Origin of the sequence: Streptomyces sp. NPDC047017, from assembly GCF_040644175.1 — a bacterium.
Taxonomy (GTDB): domain Bacteria; phylum Actinomycetota; class Actinomycetes; order Streptomycetales; family Streptomycetaceae; genus Streptomyces.
This window is the reverse complement of sequence record NZ_JBEYVW010000007.1, coordinates 173,622-188,030: the sequence shown is the minus strand read 5'-3', so window position 1 is coordinate 188,030 and position 14,409 is coordinate 173,622. Positions and strand designations below refer to the sequence as shown.

At 72.7% G+C, this 14,409-nt stretch carries 13 protein-coding genes and 3 pseudogenes; 10 read left to right on the top strand and 6 right to left on the bottom strand.

Features of this window, described 5'->3' with window-relative positions:
- Positions 1-16 precede the first annotated feature (16 nt).
- Complete coding sequence (locus ABZ858_RS14445; protein WP_361376680.1) at positions 17-991, top strand: carbohydrate kinase family protein; 975 nt, start codon at positions 17-19, stop codon at positions 989-991.
- Positions 988-2,313: an alpha-glucosidase/alpha-galactosidase gene (locus ABZ858_RS14440; protein WP_361376677.1), complete on the top strand. Its 1,326-nt coding sequence runs from the start codon at positions 988-990 to the stop codon at positions 2,311-2,313. Before ABZ858_RS14445 ends, ABZ858_RS14440 begins: the two co-directional genes overlap by 4 nt.
- A 39-nt stretch (positions 2,314-2,352) precedes the next feature.
- Here the strand turns inward: ABZ858_RS14440 and ABZ858_RS14435 are convergent, their stop codons facing one another.
- Both ABZ858_RS14435 and aspT read right to left on the bottom strand, forming a co-directional pair.
- Entirely contained in the window at positions 2,353-4,014 is a 1,662-nt protein-coding gene (locus ABZ858_RS14435; protein WP_361376674.1) for a bifunctional aspartate transaminase/aspartate 4-decarboxylase, read from the bottom strand.
- A gap of 86 nt (positions 4,015-4,100) precedes the next feature.
- On the bottom strand, positions 4,101-5,783 hold the full coding sequence (aspT, locus tag ABZ858_RS14430) for an aspartate-alanine antiporter (protein ID WP_361376671.1): 1,683 nt from the start codon (positions 5,781-5,783) through the stop codon (positions 4,101-4,103).
- A gap of 140 nt (positions 5,784-5,923) precedes the next feature.
- Between aspT and ABZ858_RS14425 the strand changes: the two are divergent.
- Positions 5,924-6,184 (top strand): annotated as a pseudogene (locus tag ABZ858_RS14425) (ATP-binding protein); the annotation flags it as partial.
- A 44-nt stretch (positions 6,185-6,228) separates the two neighbouring features.
- On the opposite strand, the pseudogene ABZ858_RS14420 reads toward ABZ858_RS14425, so the two are convergent.
- Together ABZ858_RS14420 and ABZ858_RS14415 are read right to left on the bottom strand one after the other, a co-directional pair.
- A pseudogene (locus tag ABZ858_RS14420) lies at positions 6,229-6,710 on the bottom strand (universal stress protein).
- Positions 6,711-6,783: 73 nt separating this feature from the next.
- Positions 6,784-7,215, bottom strand: a complete 432-nt coding sequence (locus ABZ858_RS14415; RefSeq protein WP_361376668.1) for an STAS domain-containing protein — start codon at positions 7,213-7,215, stop codon at positions 6,784-6,786.
- Between the two features lie 327 nt (positions 7,216-7,542).
- On the opposite strand from ABZ858_RS14415, the gene ABZ858_RS14410 reads away from it, so the two are divergent.
- On the top strand, positions 7,543-8,067 hold the full coding sequence (locus ABZ858_RS14410) for a pyridoxamine 5'-phosphate oxidase family protein (RefSeq protein ID WP_361376665.1): 525 nt from the start codon (positions 7,543-7,545) through the stop codon (positions 8,065-8,067).
- On the opposite strand, the gene ABZ858_RS14405 is transcribed toward ABZ858_RS14410, so the two are convergent.
- Positions 8,036-8,806, bottom strand: a complete 771-nt coding sequence (locus ABZ858_RS14405; protein WP_361376662.1) for a maleylpyruvate isomerase N-terminal domain-containing protein — start codon at positions 8,804-8,806, stop codon at positions 8,036-8,038. The two genes, ABZ858_RS14410 and ABZ858_RS14405, sit on opposite strands and share 32 nt — an antisense overlap.
- Positions 8,807-8,938: 132 nt before the next feature.
- Between ABZ858_RS14405 and ABZ858_RS14400 the strand changes: the two genes are divergently transcribed.
- Positions 8,939-9,166, top strand: a complete 228-nt coding sequence (locus ABZ858_RS14400) for a DUF2945 domain-containing protein (RefSeq protein WP_361376659.1) — start codon at positions 8,939-8,941, stop codon at positions 9,164-9,166.
- A gap of 63 nt (positions 9,167-9,229) precedes the next feature.
- Here the strand turns inward: ABZ858_RS14400 and ABZ858_RS14395 are convergent.
- Positions 9,230-9,613, bottom strand: a pseudogene (locus ABZ858_RS14395) (GPP34 family phosphoprotein); the annotation flags it as partial.
- A gap of 540 nt (positions 9,614-10,153) precedes the next feature.
- Between ABZ858_RS14395 and ABZ858_RS14390 the strand changes: the two are divergent.
- The 5 genes from ABZ858_RS14390 to ABZ858_RS14370 all read left to right on the top strand — a co-directional run bounded on the left by ABZ858_RS14390 (position 10,154) and on the right by ABZ858_RS14370 (position 14,345).
- A complete protein-coding gene (locus ABZ858_RS14390; RefSeq protein WP_361376656.1) occupies positions 10,154-10,915 on the top strand; it encodes an OBAP family protein in 762 nt (253 codons plus the stop codon).
- A gap of 235 nt (positions 10,916-11,150) precedes the next feature.
- Entirely contained in the window at positions 11,151-12,134 is a 984-nt protein-coding gene (locus ABZ858_RS14385) for a M28 family metallopeptidase (RefSeq protein ID WP_361376653.1), read from the top strand.
- 107 nt (positions 12,135-12,241) lie between these two features.
- Positions 12,242-13,144, top strand: coding sequence for an aminoglycoside phosphotransferase family protein (locus ABZ858_RS14380; RefSeq protein ID WP_361376650.1), 903 nt, complete (start codon positions 12,242-12,244; stop codon positions 13,142-13,144).
- A gap of 77 nt (positions 13,145-13,221) precedes the next feature.
- Positions 13,222-13,668 carry a TIGR03618 family F420-dependent PPOX class oxidoreductase gene (locus ABZ858_RS14375; protein WP_361376647.1) on the top strand — a complete coding sequence of 149 codons (447 nt, stop codon included), beginning with the start codon at positions 13,222-13,224 and terminating at the stop codon, positions 13,666-13,668.
- A 125-nt stretch (positions 13,669-13,793) separates the two neighbouring features.
- The gene (locus ABZ858_RS14370; RefSeq protein WP_361376644.1) at positions 13,794-14,345 is read left to right on the top strand and encodes a hypothetical protein; all 552 of its coding nucleotides are present in this window, start codon (positions 13,794-13,796) and stop codon (positions 14,343-14,345) included.
- Positions 14,346-14,409: the final 64 nt, after the last annotated feature.

Sequence of the window (14,409 nt, the reverse complement as noted above, 5' to 3'; positions counted from 1 at the left end):
CCCACGGGAAGACCGTATGCCGCACGCCTTCGACCTGCTCGTCGTCGGGGACGCCAACCCCGATGTCATCGTCGGCCCCCTCGACACCCCGCTCGCCTTCGGCCAGCGCGAACAACTCGTGCCCCACGGCGCGTTCACCATCGGCGGCTCCGCCGCCATCATGGCCTGCGGCGCCGCCCGCCTCGGCCTGCGCGTCGCGTTCGCCGGCCGGGTCGGTGACGACGAGGCCGGCCGCTACCTGCGCGACCGGCTCGCCGCGCACGGCGTCGACACCCGGGCCCTGTGCACGGACCCGCACCTGCCGACCCCGCTCACCGTGGTGCTCACCCAGGGCGAGGACCGCGCCATCGTCACCTCGCCCGGCACCCTGGCCGCCACCACCGCCGCCGACGTACCGCCGAGCCTGCTCGCCGACACCCGCCACCTCCACGCCGCCTCCTACTTCCTGATGCCCGAACTCGCCGCCGGCCTCCCCGACCTGCTGCGCACCGCCCGCGCCCACGGGGCGACCACCTCCCTGGACACCAACGACGACCCCTCCGGCCGCTGGGACCCCGCCGGCCTGGACGCCGTCCTCGCCCACACCGACTACCTGCTGCCCAACGCGCAGGAGGCCCGGCGGCTGGCCGGTCTCGGACCGCGCACCGAGCCCGCCGCGGCGGCCGAGATCCTCGCCGCCCGGGGCCCGGTGACCGTCGTCAAGAACGGCGCCGACGGGGCCCTGTGCCACGACGGCCGCACCCTGGCCAGCACCCGCGGCCCGCGGGTCGTCCCGGTCGACGCGGTGGGCGCCGGCGACAGCTTCGACGCGGGCTTCGTCGCCGGCGTCCTCGCCGGACTGCCCCTGCCGCGGGCCCTCGAACTCGCCGCCGCCTGCGGCGCGCTGTCCACCCGCGCCGCGGGCGGCACCCCCGCCCAGCCCACCTGGGACGAGGCGCTCTCCCATGTCACCCGCGACCATGTCACCCGCGACGGAAAGAACCCCGCATGAGCACCCCGCGCCCCACCAGCCCCAAGGTCGTCTTCGTCGGAGCCGGCAGTGTCGTCTTCACCCAGGGCCTGCTGGCCGACCTCTTCGCCTTCGACGAGCTGAGGTCCGCGCACATCGCGCTGCACGACATCGACCCCGAACGGCTGGCCACCGCCGAGGCCGCCGCCCGCTACATCGCCGACGAGCGCCGCGCCCAGCCCCGTATCACCGCGCACGCGGACCGACGCGAGGCCCTGGCCGGCGCCGACTTCGTCATCAACATCGTGCAGATCGGCATGAACGAGGCCACCCGCACCGACTTCGACGTCCCCGCCCGCCACGGAGTGCGCCAGACCATCGGTGACACCCTCGGCATCGGCGGCGTCTTCCGCGCCCTGCGCACCTTCCCCTTCCTGAAGGAACTCGGCCGGGACATCGCCGAGGTCTGCCCCGACGCCTGGCTGCTCAACTACACCAACCCCATGGCGATGAACGTCCAGTACCTGACCGAGGCCACCGGCCTGACGAAGGTCGTGGGCCTGTGCCACTCGGTGTACTGGACGATGCAGGGCCTGTGCGAACTGGTGGGCGTGCCCTACGAGGAGGTCACCTACCTGTCCGCCGGCGTCAACCACCAGGCATGGGTGCTGCGCTTCGAGCACCGGGGCACCGACCTGTACCGGCGCCTGGACGAACTGATCGCCGGGGACGAGCAGCTGCGCCGCCGCGTCCGGGTCGACATGTACCGGCGCCTGGGCCACTACCCGACCGAGACCAGCGAGCACTCCGCCGAGTACGTGCCCTGGTACCTGCACCACGACAGCGAGATCGACCGGCTGCGCCTGCCGGTGGGCGCCTACCTCGGCATCGTCGAGGAGAACACGGCGGTCTACGAGCGGACCCGCGAGGCCCTGTCCTGCGGGGCGCCCCTCACCGTCGAGGGCACCATGGAGTACGCCCCCCAGATCATCCACAGCCTCGTCACCGGCACCCCGCGCACCGTCTACGGCAACGTCCCCAACCGCGGCCTGATCGACAATCTCCCCGCGCACGGTGTCGTGGAGGTGCCCTGCCTGGTCGACTCCGCCGGCGTCCAGCCGACCCGGATCGGCGCCCTGCCGCCGCAGCTTGCCGCGCTCAACCGCACCTACCTGAGCGCCAACGACCTCGTGGTGCGGGCCGCGATCGAGGACGACCCGCGCAAGATCAGGCAGGCCGCGATGGTCGACCCGGCGACCGCCGCCGCCCTGCCCGTCGAGCGGATCTGGCAGCTGTGCGACGACATGGTCCGCGCCCACGGCGACGCCCTCCAGCCCGGCCTGCGCGCCCTGCTCGGAACCTGACACGGCACCCGGGCCCGGACCAGGGCCGGGCCCGGGCACTCAGGCCGGCGGAGCGTCCGTCGCGGCGCGCCACTCGTTCTCGTACTCCTGGAAGACGGTCCGCAGCTGGTGGCCGATCCTGAGATAGTCGAGGTCGTCGAGATTGGCCAGGGAGACCCGCACCGACCATTCCGGGCCGTCGAAACCGCCGCCGTTCAGCAGCACGACACCGGTCTGCCGGGCGAGGCGGAACAGCGGGTCGATCGGCTCGTAGGTGTCGCGCAGGAACGCGGCGAAGCCGTCCCCGTGCCGGCGGGCGGCCTCGGCGAGCAGGTCGAGTTCGACGTAGTAGGCGGCGCGCCCCGGATCGTGGGCGATCTTCATCCGGGCGCCTTCGAGCAGCAGGGCCAGCCGCCGCCGGACGATCGCGCGGACGCGCCGCTTGTACGCCTGGCCCTCGTCGAGCAGGCCGAAGAGGGAGAGCAGGCTCATCATCACCTGCTGCGGCAGGGACAGACCGGCGGTGTGGTTCAGGGCGACCTGCCGTGAGTCGGCCACCAGGCGGTCGATGAACCGCATCCGGTCGGGCTCCAGGCTGAGCGAGCCGTAGCGCTCGCGCAGCCGCTGCTTCTGCGCCTCGGGCAGCCGCGCCAGCTGGTCGTCGACGACATTGTCGTCGTGCAGGCCGATGACGCCCAGGCGCCAGCCGGTGCAGCCGTAGTGCTTGGAGTACGAGTAGACGAGCAGGGTGTTGCGCGGCAGCTCCGCCGCGAGCGAGCGGAAGTCCTCGACGAAGGTGCCGTACACGTCGTCGGTGACGATCAGCAGCTCCGGGTTGTCCTGCGCGACGATGCCCTTGATCTGCTCGGTGACGTCCGCGCCCAGCGCCAGCGAGGGCGGATTGGACGGGTTGACGAGGCAGACCAGCTTGACGGACGGGTCCGCGAGCTTGGCCATCTCCTCCGGCGGATAGCGCCACTCGCGCACCCCCGTCTCCGCGCACAGGCGCGCCTCGACGGTGACGACGTCGAAGGCGTAGGTGTCGAGGGCGGGGATCTCGATGTACGGGGTGAAGACCGGGACCATCAGGGCGATCCGGTCGCCCTTGTTCAGGATCGCGTTCTTCAGCAGCGAGTCGAAGACGTAGCACATCGCCGCCGTCCCGCCCTCGGTGGCGAACAGGCTCAGCCCGTCCTCGGGCGCCGCGCCGCCGAACAGCTCCTGGCGGAGGTGGTCCCGGACGATGTGCTCGGTGTGCGGGAGGATCCGGTCCGGCACGGGATAGTTGTCGCCCACCGCGCTGTCGGTGAGTTCGTGCACGAAGGCGTCCTTGTCGAAACCGAACCGGTCGACGGCCAGGTCCACGCACCGGGTGAGCAGTTCCACGCCGGGCAGCCCGGGATGGCGGCGCACGAAGGACTCGAAGCGCCCGCCCGCGCCCCGCCGCTCCGGCATGCCGCCGAGGTCGTCGGCGGTCCACACCCGCTTCGACTCCTCCAGCGCGAAGTAACCGAGGGCGTGGAACGCCTCGCGGGGACCGGTGGCGACCCAGTTGGGGTTGCCCCGCCCGGCGTTGAGCAGCTGGACGGACGACTTGTCCTTCTGGCCGGGCCGGTCGGCCTGGGCCTGGCGGGCCAGGTCGATGAAGACGTTCTTCAGCTCGAACGGGGAGAGCCGCGCGTACTCCTCGACCTGCTCGCGGGTGAAGCCGATCTCGGGCATCAGGGGGTCTCCTCGCGGGCGGGGGCGGGGGGCTGCCGGCGCGGGCAGCGCGGTCGCGGGGGCCGGCGTCGGCGGTCCGTCACGGCTCACGCTCCCAGGAGGCCGACGAGGACCGGCCCGGTCAGCGGCAGCAGGAAGTTGGAGAGCGCGTAGGTGATCGTGTAGCCGAGCATCGGCACCGTGCTGCCGGCCGCCTGTGTCACCGAGGTGATCGCCGGTGTGGAGCACTGCTGGCCCGCGATCGCGCCGATCAGCAGGGGCGCGTCGATGCGGAGCAGCCGGCTGCCGACGATCAGGGACACGGTGGCGGGGATCAGCACCATGACGATCCCGGCGACCGGCAGCAGCAGGCCGTACTGCTTGAGCAGCGGCCACGCCTGCGGTCCGGCCTGCAGGCCGGTGCAGGCGATGAACACGGCCAGGCCCATGTCCTTGAGGGTGGTGGCGGCCTGGGGAGGGAAGGCGCCGAAGGTCTGCCGCCGGGAGCGGAACCAGCCGAACAGCAGCCCGGAGACCAGGCAGCCGCCCCCGGTCCCCAGCGACATCGGCACAGCGCCGAAACGGACCACGGCCTGGCCGAGCAGGGAGCCCGCCGCGATACCGAGGCCGAGGTAGACGAAGTCGGTGGCGCTGTTCTTCGCGAGCGTGCCGATCTTGGCGGTGACCTCGGCGATCCCGGACCGGGCGCCGGTCACGGTGAGGACGTCGCCGCGGCGGACCACGGTGTCGGCGGTCGCCGGGAAGTCCTGGTCGCCCCGGACGACGTCGGTGACGTAGACCCCGTTGTCCGTGAACTCCGGGTGCGTCCGGCGCAGCGCGCCCAGGGTGTGCCCGTCGGTCTCCTTGCGGGTGACCACCAACTGCGCGGTCTCCAGCGGGCCGTCCAGCTCGGGGACGCCCGCGGTCTCCGGCCCGATGGAGCGGCCCGCGGTGATGACGTCGGCGCGCCGTCCGACGACCAGGACGATGTCGGAGGAGCCGAGCACCAGGCCGTCCGGCGGCGGGGAGACCACCTTGGTGCCGTGTTTGACGCTCTCCACGGTGGCCAGGGAGCCGATCAGCCGCCGCACCTCGGCGACCGTACGCCCCTTGCTGCCGTCCACCAGATACGTCCGCCCCACCAGCCCGGGCAGCGCCTCGCGCTCCCCTTCCTCCAGGCCCCCGCCGTCGCCGCGCATCCGCTGCCACAACTCCCGCGACGCGTCCCGCAGGTCGATGCGCAGCAGCATCGGCATGATCTGGCTGGTGTAGATCACCACGGTGATCAGGCCGAAGAGGTAGCAGACCGTGTACGCGGTGGCCACATGACCCTGGTACTGGGAGATCTGCGCGGGGCTCAGGCCGCCCAGCTCGGCGATGGACTCGCCGGCGGTGCCCACCACGGCCGACTCGGTGGCCGCGCCGGCCAGGATGCCCGAGGCGGTGCCCACGTCCAGGCCGAACAGGCGGGCCGCCGCGAACGCGATCCCCAGGGCGCAGACCAGCTCGATCCCGCACAGCACGAAGAAGCGCAGACTCCCGCGGTTGAGGTTGTTGAAGAACTGCGGTCCGGCCAGGTACCCGAGGGCGAAGATGAAGACCGCGAAGAACACGGTCTTCACGTCGTCCGCCACCTCGACCCCGGTCCAGGCCCCGATCAGCAGCGACACGATCAGCGTGCCGCAGATCCCGCCCAGCGTGAGGGGCCCCGCACGCAGCTTCCCGAGCAGGTGGCCGAGCGCCAGGCACAGGAACAGCACCAGCTCCGGATGGTCTCGCAGCACACCCATCGACGGCTCACCGACGGGCACGGCAGATAGGCGACATACAGGCGAAGCTAACGGCGGCACGGGCCGGCGGCCCGCCCAGGCAGCCGTCCGGGGGACCCTCGAAAGGGGCCGATCGGCCCTGGCCCGCAGGCCCCGGCCCGCGCCACGCCCACGCCGGGCACACCGGGATCGTGCTGGAGACCGACGGCGGGACCGTACGCCTCACGGTCACCGACGACGGCGTGGGCATCCCGGCCGACGGCCGCCGCAGCGGCCTGGCCAACCTGGCCGAGCGGGCCCGGAAGCTGGGCGGCGGCCTCGACCTGTCCGCCCCGGAGGGCGGGGGCACCACGCTGGTGTGGCACGCGCCGGTGGGGCACGCCCCGGTGGGCGGCGTGCGGGGACCGTCCGGGGACGACTGACCGGAACCTCTGGATGAGAAGGGCCGGACGGGTCAGGACCAGGGTCAGGCCATGTCAGGCCGGTGTGCCCGGTGGTCGTAATCCTGCCGGACCACGACCACCGGGCAGGCCGCGTGCTGCGCGCAGCGCCGGCTGACCGAGCCCAGCATCGCCCGGGCGAAGCCGCCACGCCCACGACTGCCGACGCCGAGGATCTCCGCCCCCCTGCGAGGCACGGATCAGGATCAGCACCTCGGACGGGTCGCCCTCCACGAGATGCTCGCGCAGGCCCGCCGGACGCCCGTCCGCGAAGACGGCGCGCAGTTCGCCCGCGAACCGTTCCCGGGCCTGCTCCAGACAGATCGCACTCGGGGTCGATCGCCGGTCCCGTCCAGCCGATGTCCGACGGCGTGTCCCAGGCGTGGATCGTCTCCACGACCCCGCCGGCCATCCCCGCGTACCGGACCGCCCGGCGCAGCGCGGCGTACGACGACGGCGAACCGTCCACACCCACGACCACCCGCGGCCGCGGTTCCAAGGGCTGCATGGCCACCTCACTCGCTCGTCCTCGTCCCTCTCTCTACGCTGCCGGGCCGGACGCGACCCTGCCGACCGGGCGCTCACGCTCCGACGCGGGGAGCGCACGGCACCGACGCGTTCTGGGCCGGCGGCGCGGGCGGTGGGGCGGGCAGCGGCCGGGCCGCCGGGGCCTCGGGCGGCGCGGGCAGCAGGTGGAAGACGCCGGTCAGGCCGGTGCAGCCGAGGATCCGCCGGAACCACGCGCTGTCCGTGATCAGTCGCAGCCGGCCGTCCCGGGCCGCCACTCGGTTGCGCACCCGGCACAGCAGGCCCAGCCCCGCGCAGTCGATGAAGGACACGGACCGCAGATCGAGCGTGAGGTCGGGGCGGGGTCCCGCGGTGAGCCGGTCGAGGTGCGCGGTGAGGGAGAGCCGCGCCTCCATGTCGATCGCGCCGGTCGGCGTCACCACCGTCGTCCCGCCGACCGTGCGAGTGGTGTGACGCGCCATCGGCCTGCTCCCGTTCTCGGACATGGCACGAGCAAAGCCTTCCCGCGCGGCCCGCGGGAAGGGCCGTTCGGTCCCGTCCGCGCGGGCCCGGAGAACGCACCGGCCGGCGCACCCGAGAGGGCCGACCGGCCCAAGCGCCGCCCGGGCCCACCCGGCACCCTGGACGTGCCGGACGTCTCCGACCCGGGGACGCGACCCCAAGACGCGTCCACGGGACAGGACCCCGGGACGGGACCCCGGGACCCGGCGACGGGACCTGACGTAGAGACCCGACAACGAAACCCGATGACGAAACCCGACAACGAAACCCGATGGCGAGACCCGGTGACGAGGAGAAAGACGGACTGGCTGATGGATCGCAACGACGGCTTCCGTGAGCTGGGACGGCAGGAATGCCTGCGCCTGCTGGCCACGGCCCCCGTGGGCCGGGTCGTCTACACGCGCCAGGCACTGCCCGCGGTGCTCCCGGTGAACTTCGGCCTGGACGACGAGGGCGCGGTGCTGCTGCGTACCTCGGCCGCCTCCGAGCTGGCCCGCGCGATCGACGGCGCGGTCGTCGCCTTCGAGGCCGACGCGGTCGACGCGGCCGCCCGTTCCGGCTGGAGCGTCGTCGTCACGGGGGCCGCCGCCGTGGTGGCCGACCCGGCCCAGCACCGGCGGCTGGTCCAGGACGGGCCGCGGTCCTGGGTCTCCTCGCCCGCGGAGGTCTTCCTCCGCATCGAACCGGCCCTGGTCACCGGCCGCGAACTCGTCGGCGGGCGCAGCCTGTACGGCCTCGGTTCGTTCCCGGTTCGTTCTTCTGACGATTCCGCCTGTCCGACGACGGCGACGGGCAGGCCGGTGCTCAGTAGCCGCCCAGAAGAGCCCGCACCTTGAGCAGGGCCTCCGGTCCGGCAGAGCTGTGCCAGCGCGAGGGGTCGGCGGGGCGTCGGCCCCACAGCAGCAGGAGGCGTACGGCCGCGTCGCTCTCGATCGTGGCGGGGCCCTCGGGCGCGGCGAGGCGGATGCTGGTGCCGTCGGCGTCGGCGGTCACCACGACGTCGTCCGTGCCCGGGGTGCGCAGCCGGCCCTCGACCCGCTCCCCGGCCCCCAGGTCCAGGCCGGCGCTGCCCTTCGCCAGCAGTGGCCGGCCGACCGAGACCACGCTGTGCTCGGTCATCCACGGTTCGTTGAGTGAGCGGAGCGCCGTCCGGTCGTCACCGGTGAGGTCCCAGCGGTGCAGGATGAGTTCCTCGCGCATGTGTTCGATAAAGAAGGGGACGGTGACGGTCCGGCCGGTCCACCGCACCTCCGTGTCCGGCGACAGGTCCCCGGCGGCGGCCGCGGCCACCTCGGTGAGGTGTTCGCAGCGGCTGAGGAACGCCGCCCACAGCTCCGCGTCGGACATCCGCCGGTAGGGAGCCTCGCGCTCGAAGCTCCGGGTCTCCACCGGCGACCCCGCGAGGAACGCCTGCAGGACCCGGGCCATCTCCTCGGCGTTGCCCGTCTGGTGGACCAGCACGTCGCGCACCGACCACGCCTCGCACCACGTCCCGTCATCGGGCCGCCGCGCCTGGACGGCACGCACGAAGGGGACCAGTTCGGGCAAGGCGTCTTCGACCTGAGAGGGGATCATGCGCCATGAGTAGCCGCGAAGGGGTGCCCCCCAAACCGGCGGATCGCGGGGAAGCCCCGGAGCTGCGGCGCGGGCCCGGCACCCGCACGCTGGAAGAGCACAGTCCCGTAGGCCGCGAGAAGGAGTGCCGGTATGGCGAAGAGCCGTGGTGGGGGCAAGAAGCTGGGCAAGGGCGACAAGGTGGCCTGGAAGAGCCACGGCGGCCAGGCCGAGGGCGAGGTGGAGAAGAAGATCACCGAACGCACCGAGGCCGCGGGCCGCACGGTGGACGCCTCACTGGACGAGCCGCAGTATCAGGTCCGCAGCGAGAAGTCCGGCAGGTCGGCGGTGCACAAGCCGTCCGCGCTGAAGAAGAAGTGAGGGAGGGCGTGCCTCCGTCAGCCGCCGGGGCACGCCCGCGTCAGTCGCCGGGCCACGCCCGCGTCAGCCGCCGCCTCCGCCGCCCATGCCGCCCTGGGCGGCGATCATGGTCATCGGCAGGGTGCGTACGGCCGGCTCCAGGCCGGGTGTGACGGCCGCGCGCCGACCGGTGCAGGCATCGACACGGTCCCGGAAGGCCCGCTGGTCCCCTCGTGACACGACCGAGCGGATGCCGCCCGCCGCGGCCGGCGCGAGCAGCGCGGCGCCGGCGACCGGGACCTCGTGCGCGGGACCGCCGCCGCGCAGGGCCGCGGACACGCGGCCGCGGAGCGCGTCGAGCACGACGGGCGCCGCCACCCGCACCCGGCGGCTGCCCAGAGGGGCGCGGGACCCCTCGACGGTGAGCACACCCGCCGCCACGAGCCGGCGCTCCACCTCCGCCAGGGTGCGCTTGCGGTGGTGCCCACGCGTTCGCGCCCAGCACGGCGACCGGGCCGCGCAGCACCCACCGCAGCGCGCAGACCTGCGGCACGATCAGGACCAGCGCCACAGGCAGCCGCGGTCCCGCCCCCGCACCGGCGGCGACCACCGACGTCCCGACGACCGCGAGCACCAGCCCGGCCGACCCCCACCGCAGCCCCCGCGCCGCCCGGGGCGACAGGTCATCGCGCACCGCCTTCGCGGACGCGTCCTCCGGCCATCCCGTGCTCCGGTTCACGCTCCGACCATAGGGCGCCGTGTGCACAAGGGGCGGCGTGGGGAGGAGTGGTCGGCGCCGAGGGCGGGAGCGGTGGCCGACCGGTTCCTGACGCGGACCGGCAGGATCGTCGGCTACCTCACCACCCGGCCGGTCGGCACCTGGCTGATCCGCTCCGGTGCCGAAGAAGCCATAGGGCGTCGGCCGCGCGGGGGCGCCCGCCGCCCGCGATTCGGCACCGGGCTCCGGGGTAGTCAGCAGGCATGAGGCTTACCTGCGGAAAGTCACCTGTGCGCGGCTCCGTCCGGGAATCGGCCACGACGATCGGTCTCAGTGTCGCCGCCGGTGCCGCGGCCGTCGCCGGGCTGATGTTCGGCCGCAAGGCGGCGACCGTCGCCAAGGTCGGCAAGGGGCATCCCCTCAAGCACCGCGCGCTCGATCTGGCGGCCGGTGCCATGCAGCCGAAGTACCCGCTGGCCGCCATGACCACCTACCTCAACGGCTTCCACATGTACGCCGACGAGATGGGACGACAGGTCGAGGCGTCGCACTTCTGCATCCACCTGCGGCACGACCTGCACCAGTGCGTGATCTTCGACCGCAACGCGCCCGACGCCCGGCTGATCGGGATCGAGTACATCATCAGCGAGGAGCGCTTCCGCGGCCTGCCGGAGGACGAGAAGCGGCTGTGGCACAGCCACCACTACGAGGTGAAGTCCGGCATCCTGACCGCCCCGGGCATCCCCGACATGGCCGAGCACGCCTACTTCGAAGACCTCGTGACGACCTACGGCAAGACCTTCCACACCTGGCAGTACGACCGCGACGACTTCCCCTACGGCATCCCGCAGTTGATGATGGGCCTGACCGAGGACGGCCAGGCCGACGAAGCGCTGCTCCACTCCCGGGACCACCGGCTCGGTGTCTCGACCCCGCACAAGCGGCAGAACCGCGCGGACATCCCGATGCCGGACGTGGCTCCCGGTGCCAACTCGTGGGAGAGCGGCCGGACCGTGCGGACCCGCCTGGAGGAGACGGACTTCAAGCGGTAGAAGCACCGCGACCGCTGACCGAGCCCTCCTCGGCGTACGGTTCCGGCACGATTCAATTCGGCCAGGATATGGCCGCCGTTCATTCAAGTACGTACAACTACACGGCAAAAACGCCCGGATAGCGGGCACCTGTGACCGGAAAACGCTCTTGACCGCGGTGTCGGCACGCCAGGACCATCGGGCCGCCCGGTCCCCACCCGGGAACCGGGACCCACCGGACCCTGGAGCCCCCCACATGACTCCGCACAGGCCCCTGCCCCCCGCCCGGCGGCGCAGAACCGCCGGTACCGCAGCCCTGCTCACCGCCGCGGTGCTCGCGCTCACCGGCGCCACCACCGCGTCCGGCGCCCCCACTGCCTCCGGCGCGGCCCCCGTCTCCGCCGCGCCGGACATCTCGGTGGCCAACGTCAAGGCGCACCTCGCGCAGTTCCAGTCCATAGCCAACGCCAACGGCGGCAACCGCGCGCACGGCCGCGCCGGTTACCAGGCGTCCCTCAGCTACGTGAAGGGCAAGCTGGACGCGGCCGGATTCACCACCACCGTCCAGCAGTTCACCGCCTCCGGCCGTACCGGATACAACCTGATCGCCGACTGGCCCGGCGGCGACACCGGCAAGGTCGTCATGGCGGGCGCCCACCTGGACAGCGTCACCGCGGGACCCGGCATCAACGACGACGGCTCCGGCTCCGCCGCCCTCCTGGAGAACGCGCTCGCCGTCTCCCGGGCACCGGCCAAGCCCGCCAAGCACCTGCGCTTCGCCTGGTGGGGCGCCGAGGAACTGGGCATGGTCGGCTCGCGGAACTACATCAGCAAGCTCGCGTCCGCCGACCGCGCCAGGATCACCGGGTACCTCAACTTCGACATGGTCGGCTCGCCCAACCCCGGCTACTTCGTGTACGACGACGACGCGGCCCTGGAGCAGGTGTTCAAGGACTACTTCGCCACCCTGAACATCCCCACCGAGAGAGAGACCGAGGGCGACGGCCGCTCCGACCACGCCCCGTTCAAGAACGCGGGCATCCCGGTCGGCGGCCTCTTCAGCGGCGCCGACTACACCAAGACCAGCGCACAGGCCCGCAAGTGGGGCGGCACCGCGGGCAAGGCGTTCGACGCCTGCTACCACGCGTCGTGCGACACCTCGTCGAACATCGACACCACCGCCCTCGACCACAACAGCGACGCCATTGCCTACGCGCTCTGGCAGCTGTCGGGCGCGTAGCACGACGGACAGCGGGGAGGCGGTGGCCGCCGTACGAGCCGTACGAGAGGAATGGCCGGCGACCACCGCCGTGGCGCGTCGGGGGAACCCTCGGGGAGAATGGACGGATGCCCCTTGCAGCACACCCTGTCGACGACGACCTCGTACAGCGTCTGATCGCCCGTCAGTTCCCTCAGTGGGCGGCCCTGCCGCTGCGGCGGTTCCCGTCCGGCGGCACGGTCAACGCCGTGTACCGCCTGGGCGACGACATGGCCGTACGGCTGCCGCTGGGGCGGAGCGGGGCCGACGACGTGGCCAAGGAGCGGACGTGGCTGCCCCGGCTGGCGCCCCACCTCCCCACGCCCGTCCCCGAGGTGCTCGGGGACGGGGAGCCCGCCGAGGGATATCCGTGGCCGTGGTCGGTGAACCGGTGGCTGGCGGGGGAGAACCCCCGGGAGGGGGCCCTGAGCGATCCGGTGCCGCTGGCCCGGGAACTGGCCGCGTTCGTGGCGGCGATGGGGAGCGTCGACCTGCCGGGCGCCCCGCGGGCCCACGCCCCGCAGGCCCACCGCGGCGGACCGCTCACCGTACTCGACGCGGAGACCCGGGCGGCGATCGGGGAACTGCGCCGGATTCCGGACGAGGCCGTCGACTGCGATGCCGCCGAGGCCGTATGGGAGGAGGCACTGCGGGCCCCGGAGTGGGCCGGGCCGCCGGTGTGGCTGCACGCGGATCTCATGCCGGGCAATCTCCTGGTGGACGCCGACGGCAGACTGGCGGCGGTCATCGACTTCGGGTGCCTGGGAGTGGGCGATCCGGCCTGCGACCTGTTCCCCGCGTGGAATCTGCTGCCGTCCGGTGCGAGAGAGGTGTTCGGCGAGGCACTGGGCGTGGACGACGCGACCTGGACCCGGGGCCGGGGACGAACACTCTCCCAGGCGCTGATCGCCCTGCCGTACTACCGCCGGACCAGCCCCGCCATGGCGCGCAACGCCCGCCATGTCATCCGTACGGTGCTGGGGCAGAGCTGAGAGCACCGTGGCAGCGCCCCTCTATGGCCCCACGCCCCCAGCACTTTTCCACTGATCATGGTTGATAGCCTCGTGAAATGACTGCGACGTTCGACGAAGCCGTCCGCGCTCGGCTCCAAGCCCCCCACATCTGGTACGTCGGCACCGTGTTCGCCGACGGAGCACCACAGGTCAGCCCGATGTGGGTGGACCTGGAGGGGGAGGGGGAGCTGACGTTCAACACCTCCGTGGGGCGGGTGAAGGAGGAGAACCTGCGCCGGGACCCCCGCGTCTATCTCTCGCACGCGGACGCCGCCGACCCCTTCGACCGCGTGCAGATCAGCGGCGAGGTGGCCCGGTTCATCGAGGGCCAGGAAGCACACGAGCGGATGGACCGGCTGGCCCGCAAGTACCTGGGCAGCGAGCGCTTCGAGTGGATCATGCCGGGAGAGCGGCGGGTCGCGGTGGTCGTGCGCCCGCTCAAGGTGCGGCACATCGTCGGAGTGGAGCGTTTCCGCCCCGGCGGACCCCTCCCCGCTGCCTGACCTCCATAGGGGAGACAGGTAAGCTCGCCCCGCCTCCGCCCGCTGGAGGGCTTTTGACGGGGTATCCGCAGCAGGCACACGTCCGTTCAGCGGGCCCCGACGCGGATCGCGAGGAGGCAAGCGCCATGCACGCTCTGAAGCGTCTGCTCGACCGGAGTCTGGTCGCGCAGGCGGTCCTGCTCTTCGTGCTGGGAGTGGGCATCGCTGCCGTGTTCCGCAGGGACGGGTCCCCGCTGCGGTGGGTGGTCCAAGGCGCGCTCTACGCGGCTGTCGCGGTCGTCATCGGGATCGTGCAGCACCGCAGGGCGGGCCGCGCGGAGGGCACCGATCCGCGGCGGCTCACCGAGCTGAACCGCAGGGTCCGGCACCGCGACGTACCCCAGGACCCGGAGGAACGGGCGGTCATGCGACGGCTGGTCGCCGCGAACCTGCGGCAGACGGAACGCGCGGCCCGCTGGCTGCCGTACTGGCTCGGCGCCATGGGACTGCTCACGGCCGCTTTGCTCGTCCTGGGGGTGGTCACCGGCTCCTACACGTTCCCGGTGGTCTTCACGGTCGCCGTGATCGGGTTGTGCTTCGCGGCCCTCCGGGCTCGTCGCCGCTCGCTGGACGACTGCCACTACATGCGGGCGGCCCTGGACGACCCGAATCCGGGGGAGCGGGCACCGGTGTCCTGACCAGGACCGGCGCCTTCCTCGCTCCTCCCCCCTCCCTCCCCCCCTCCACACCCTCCCCCGCGTC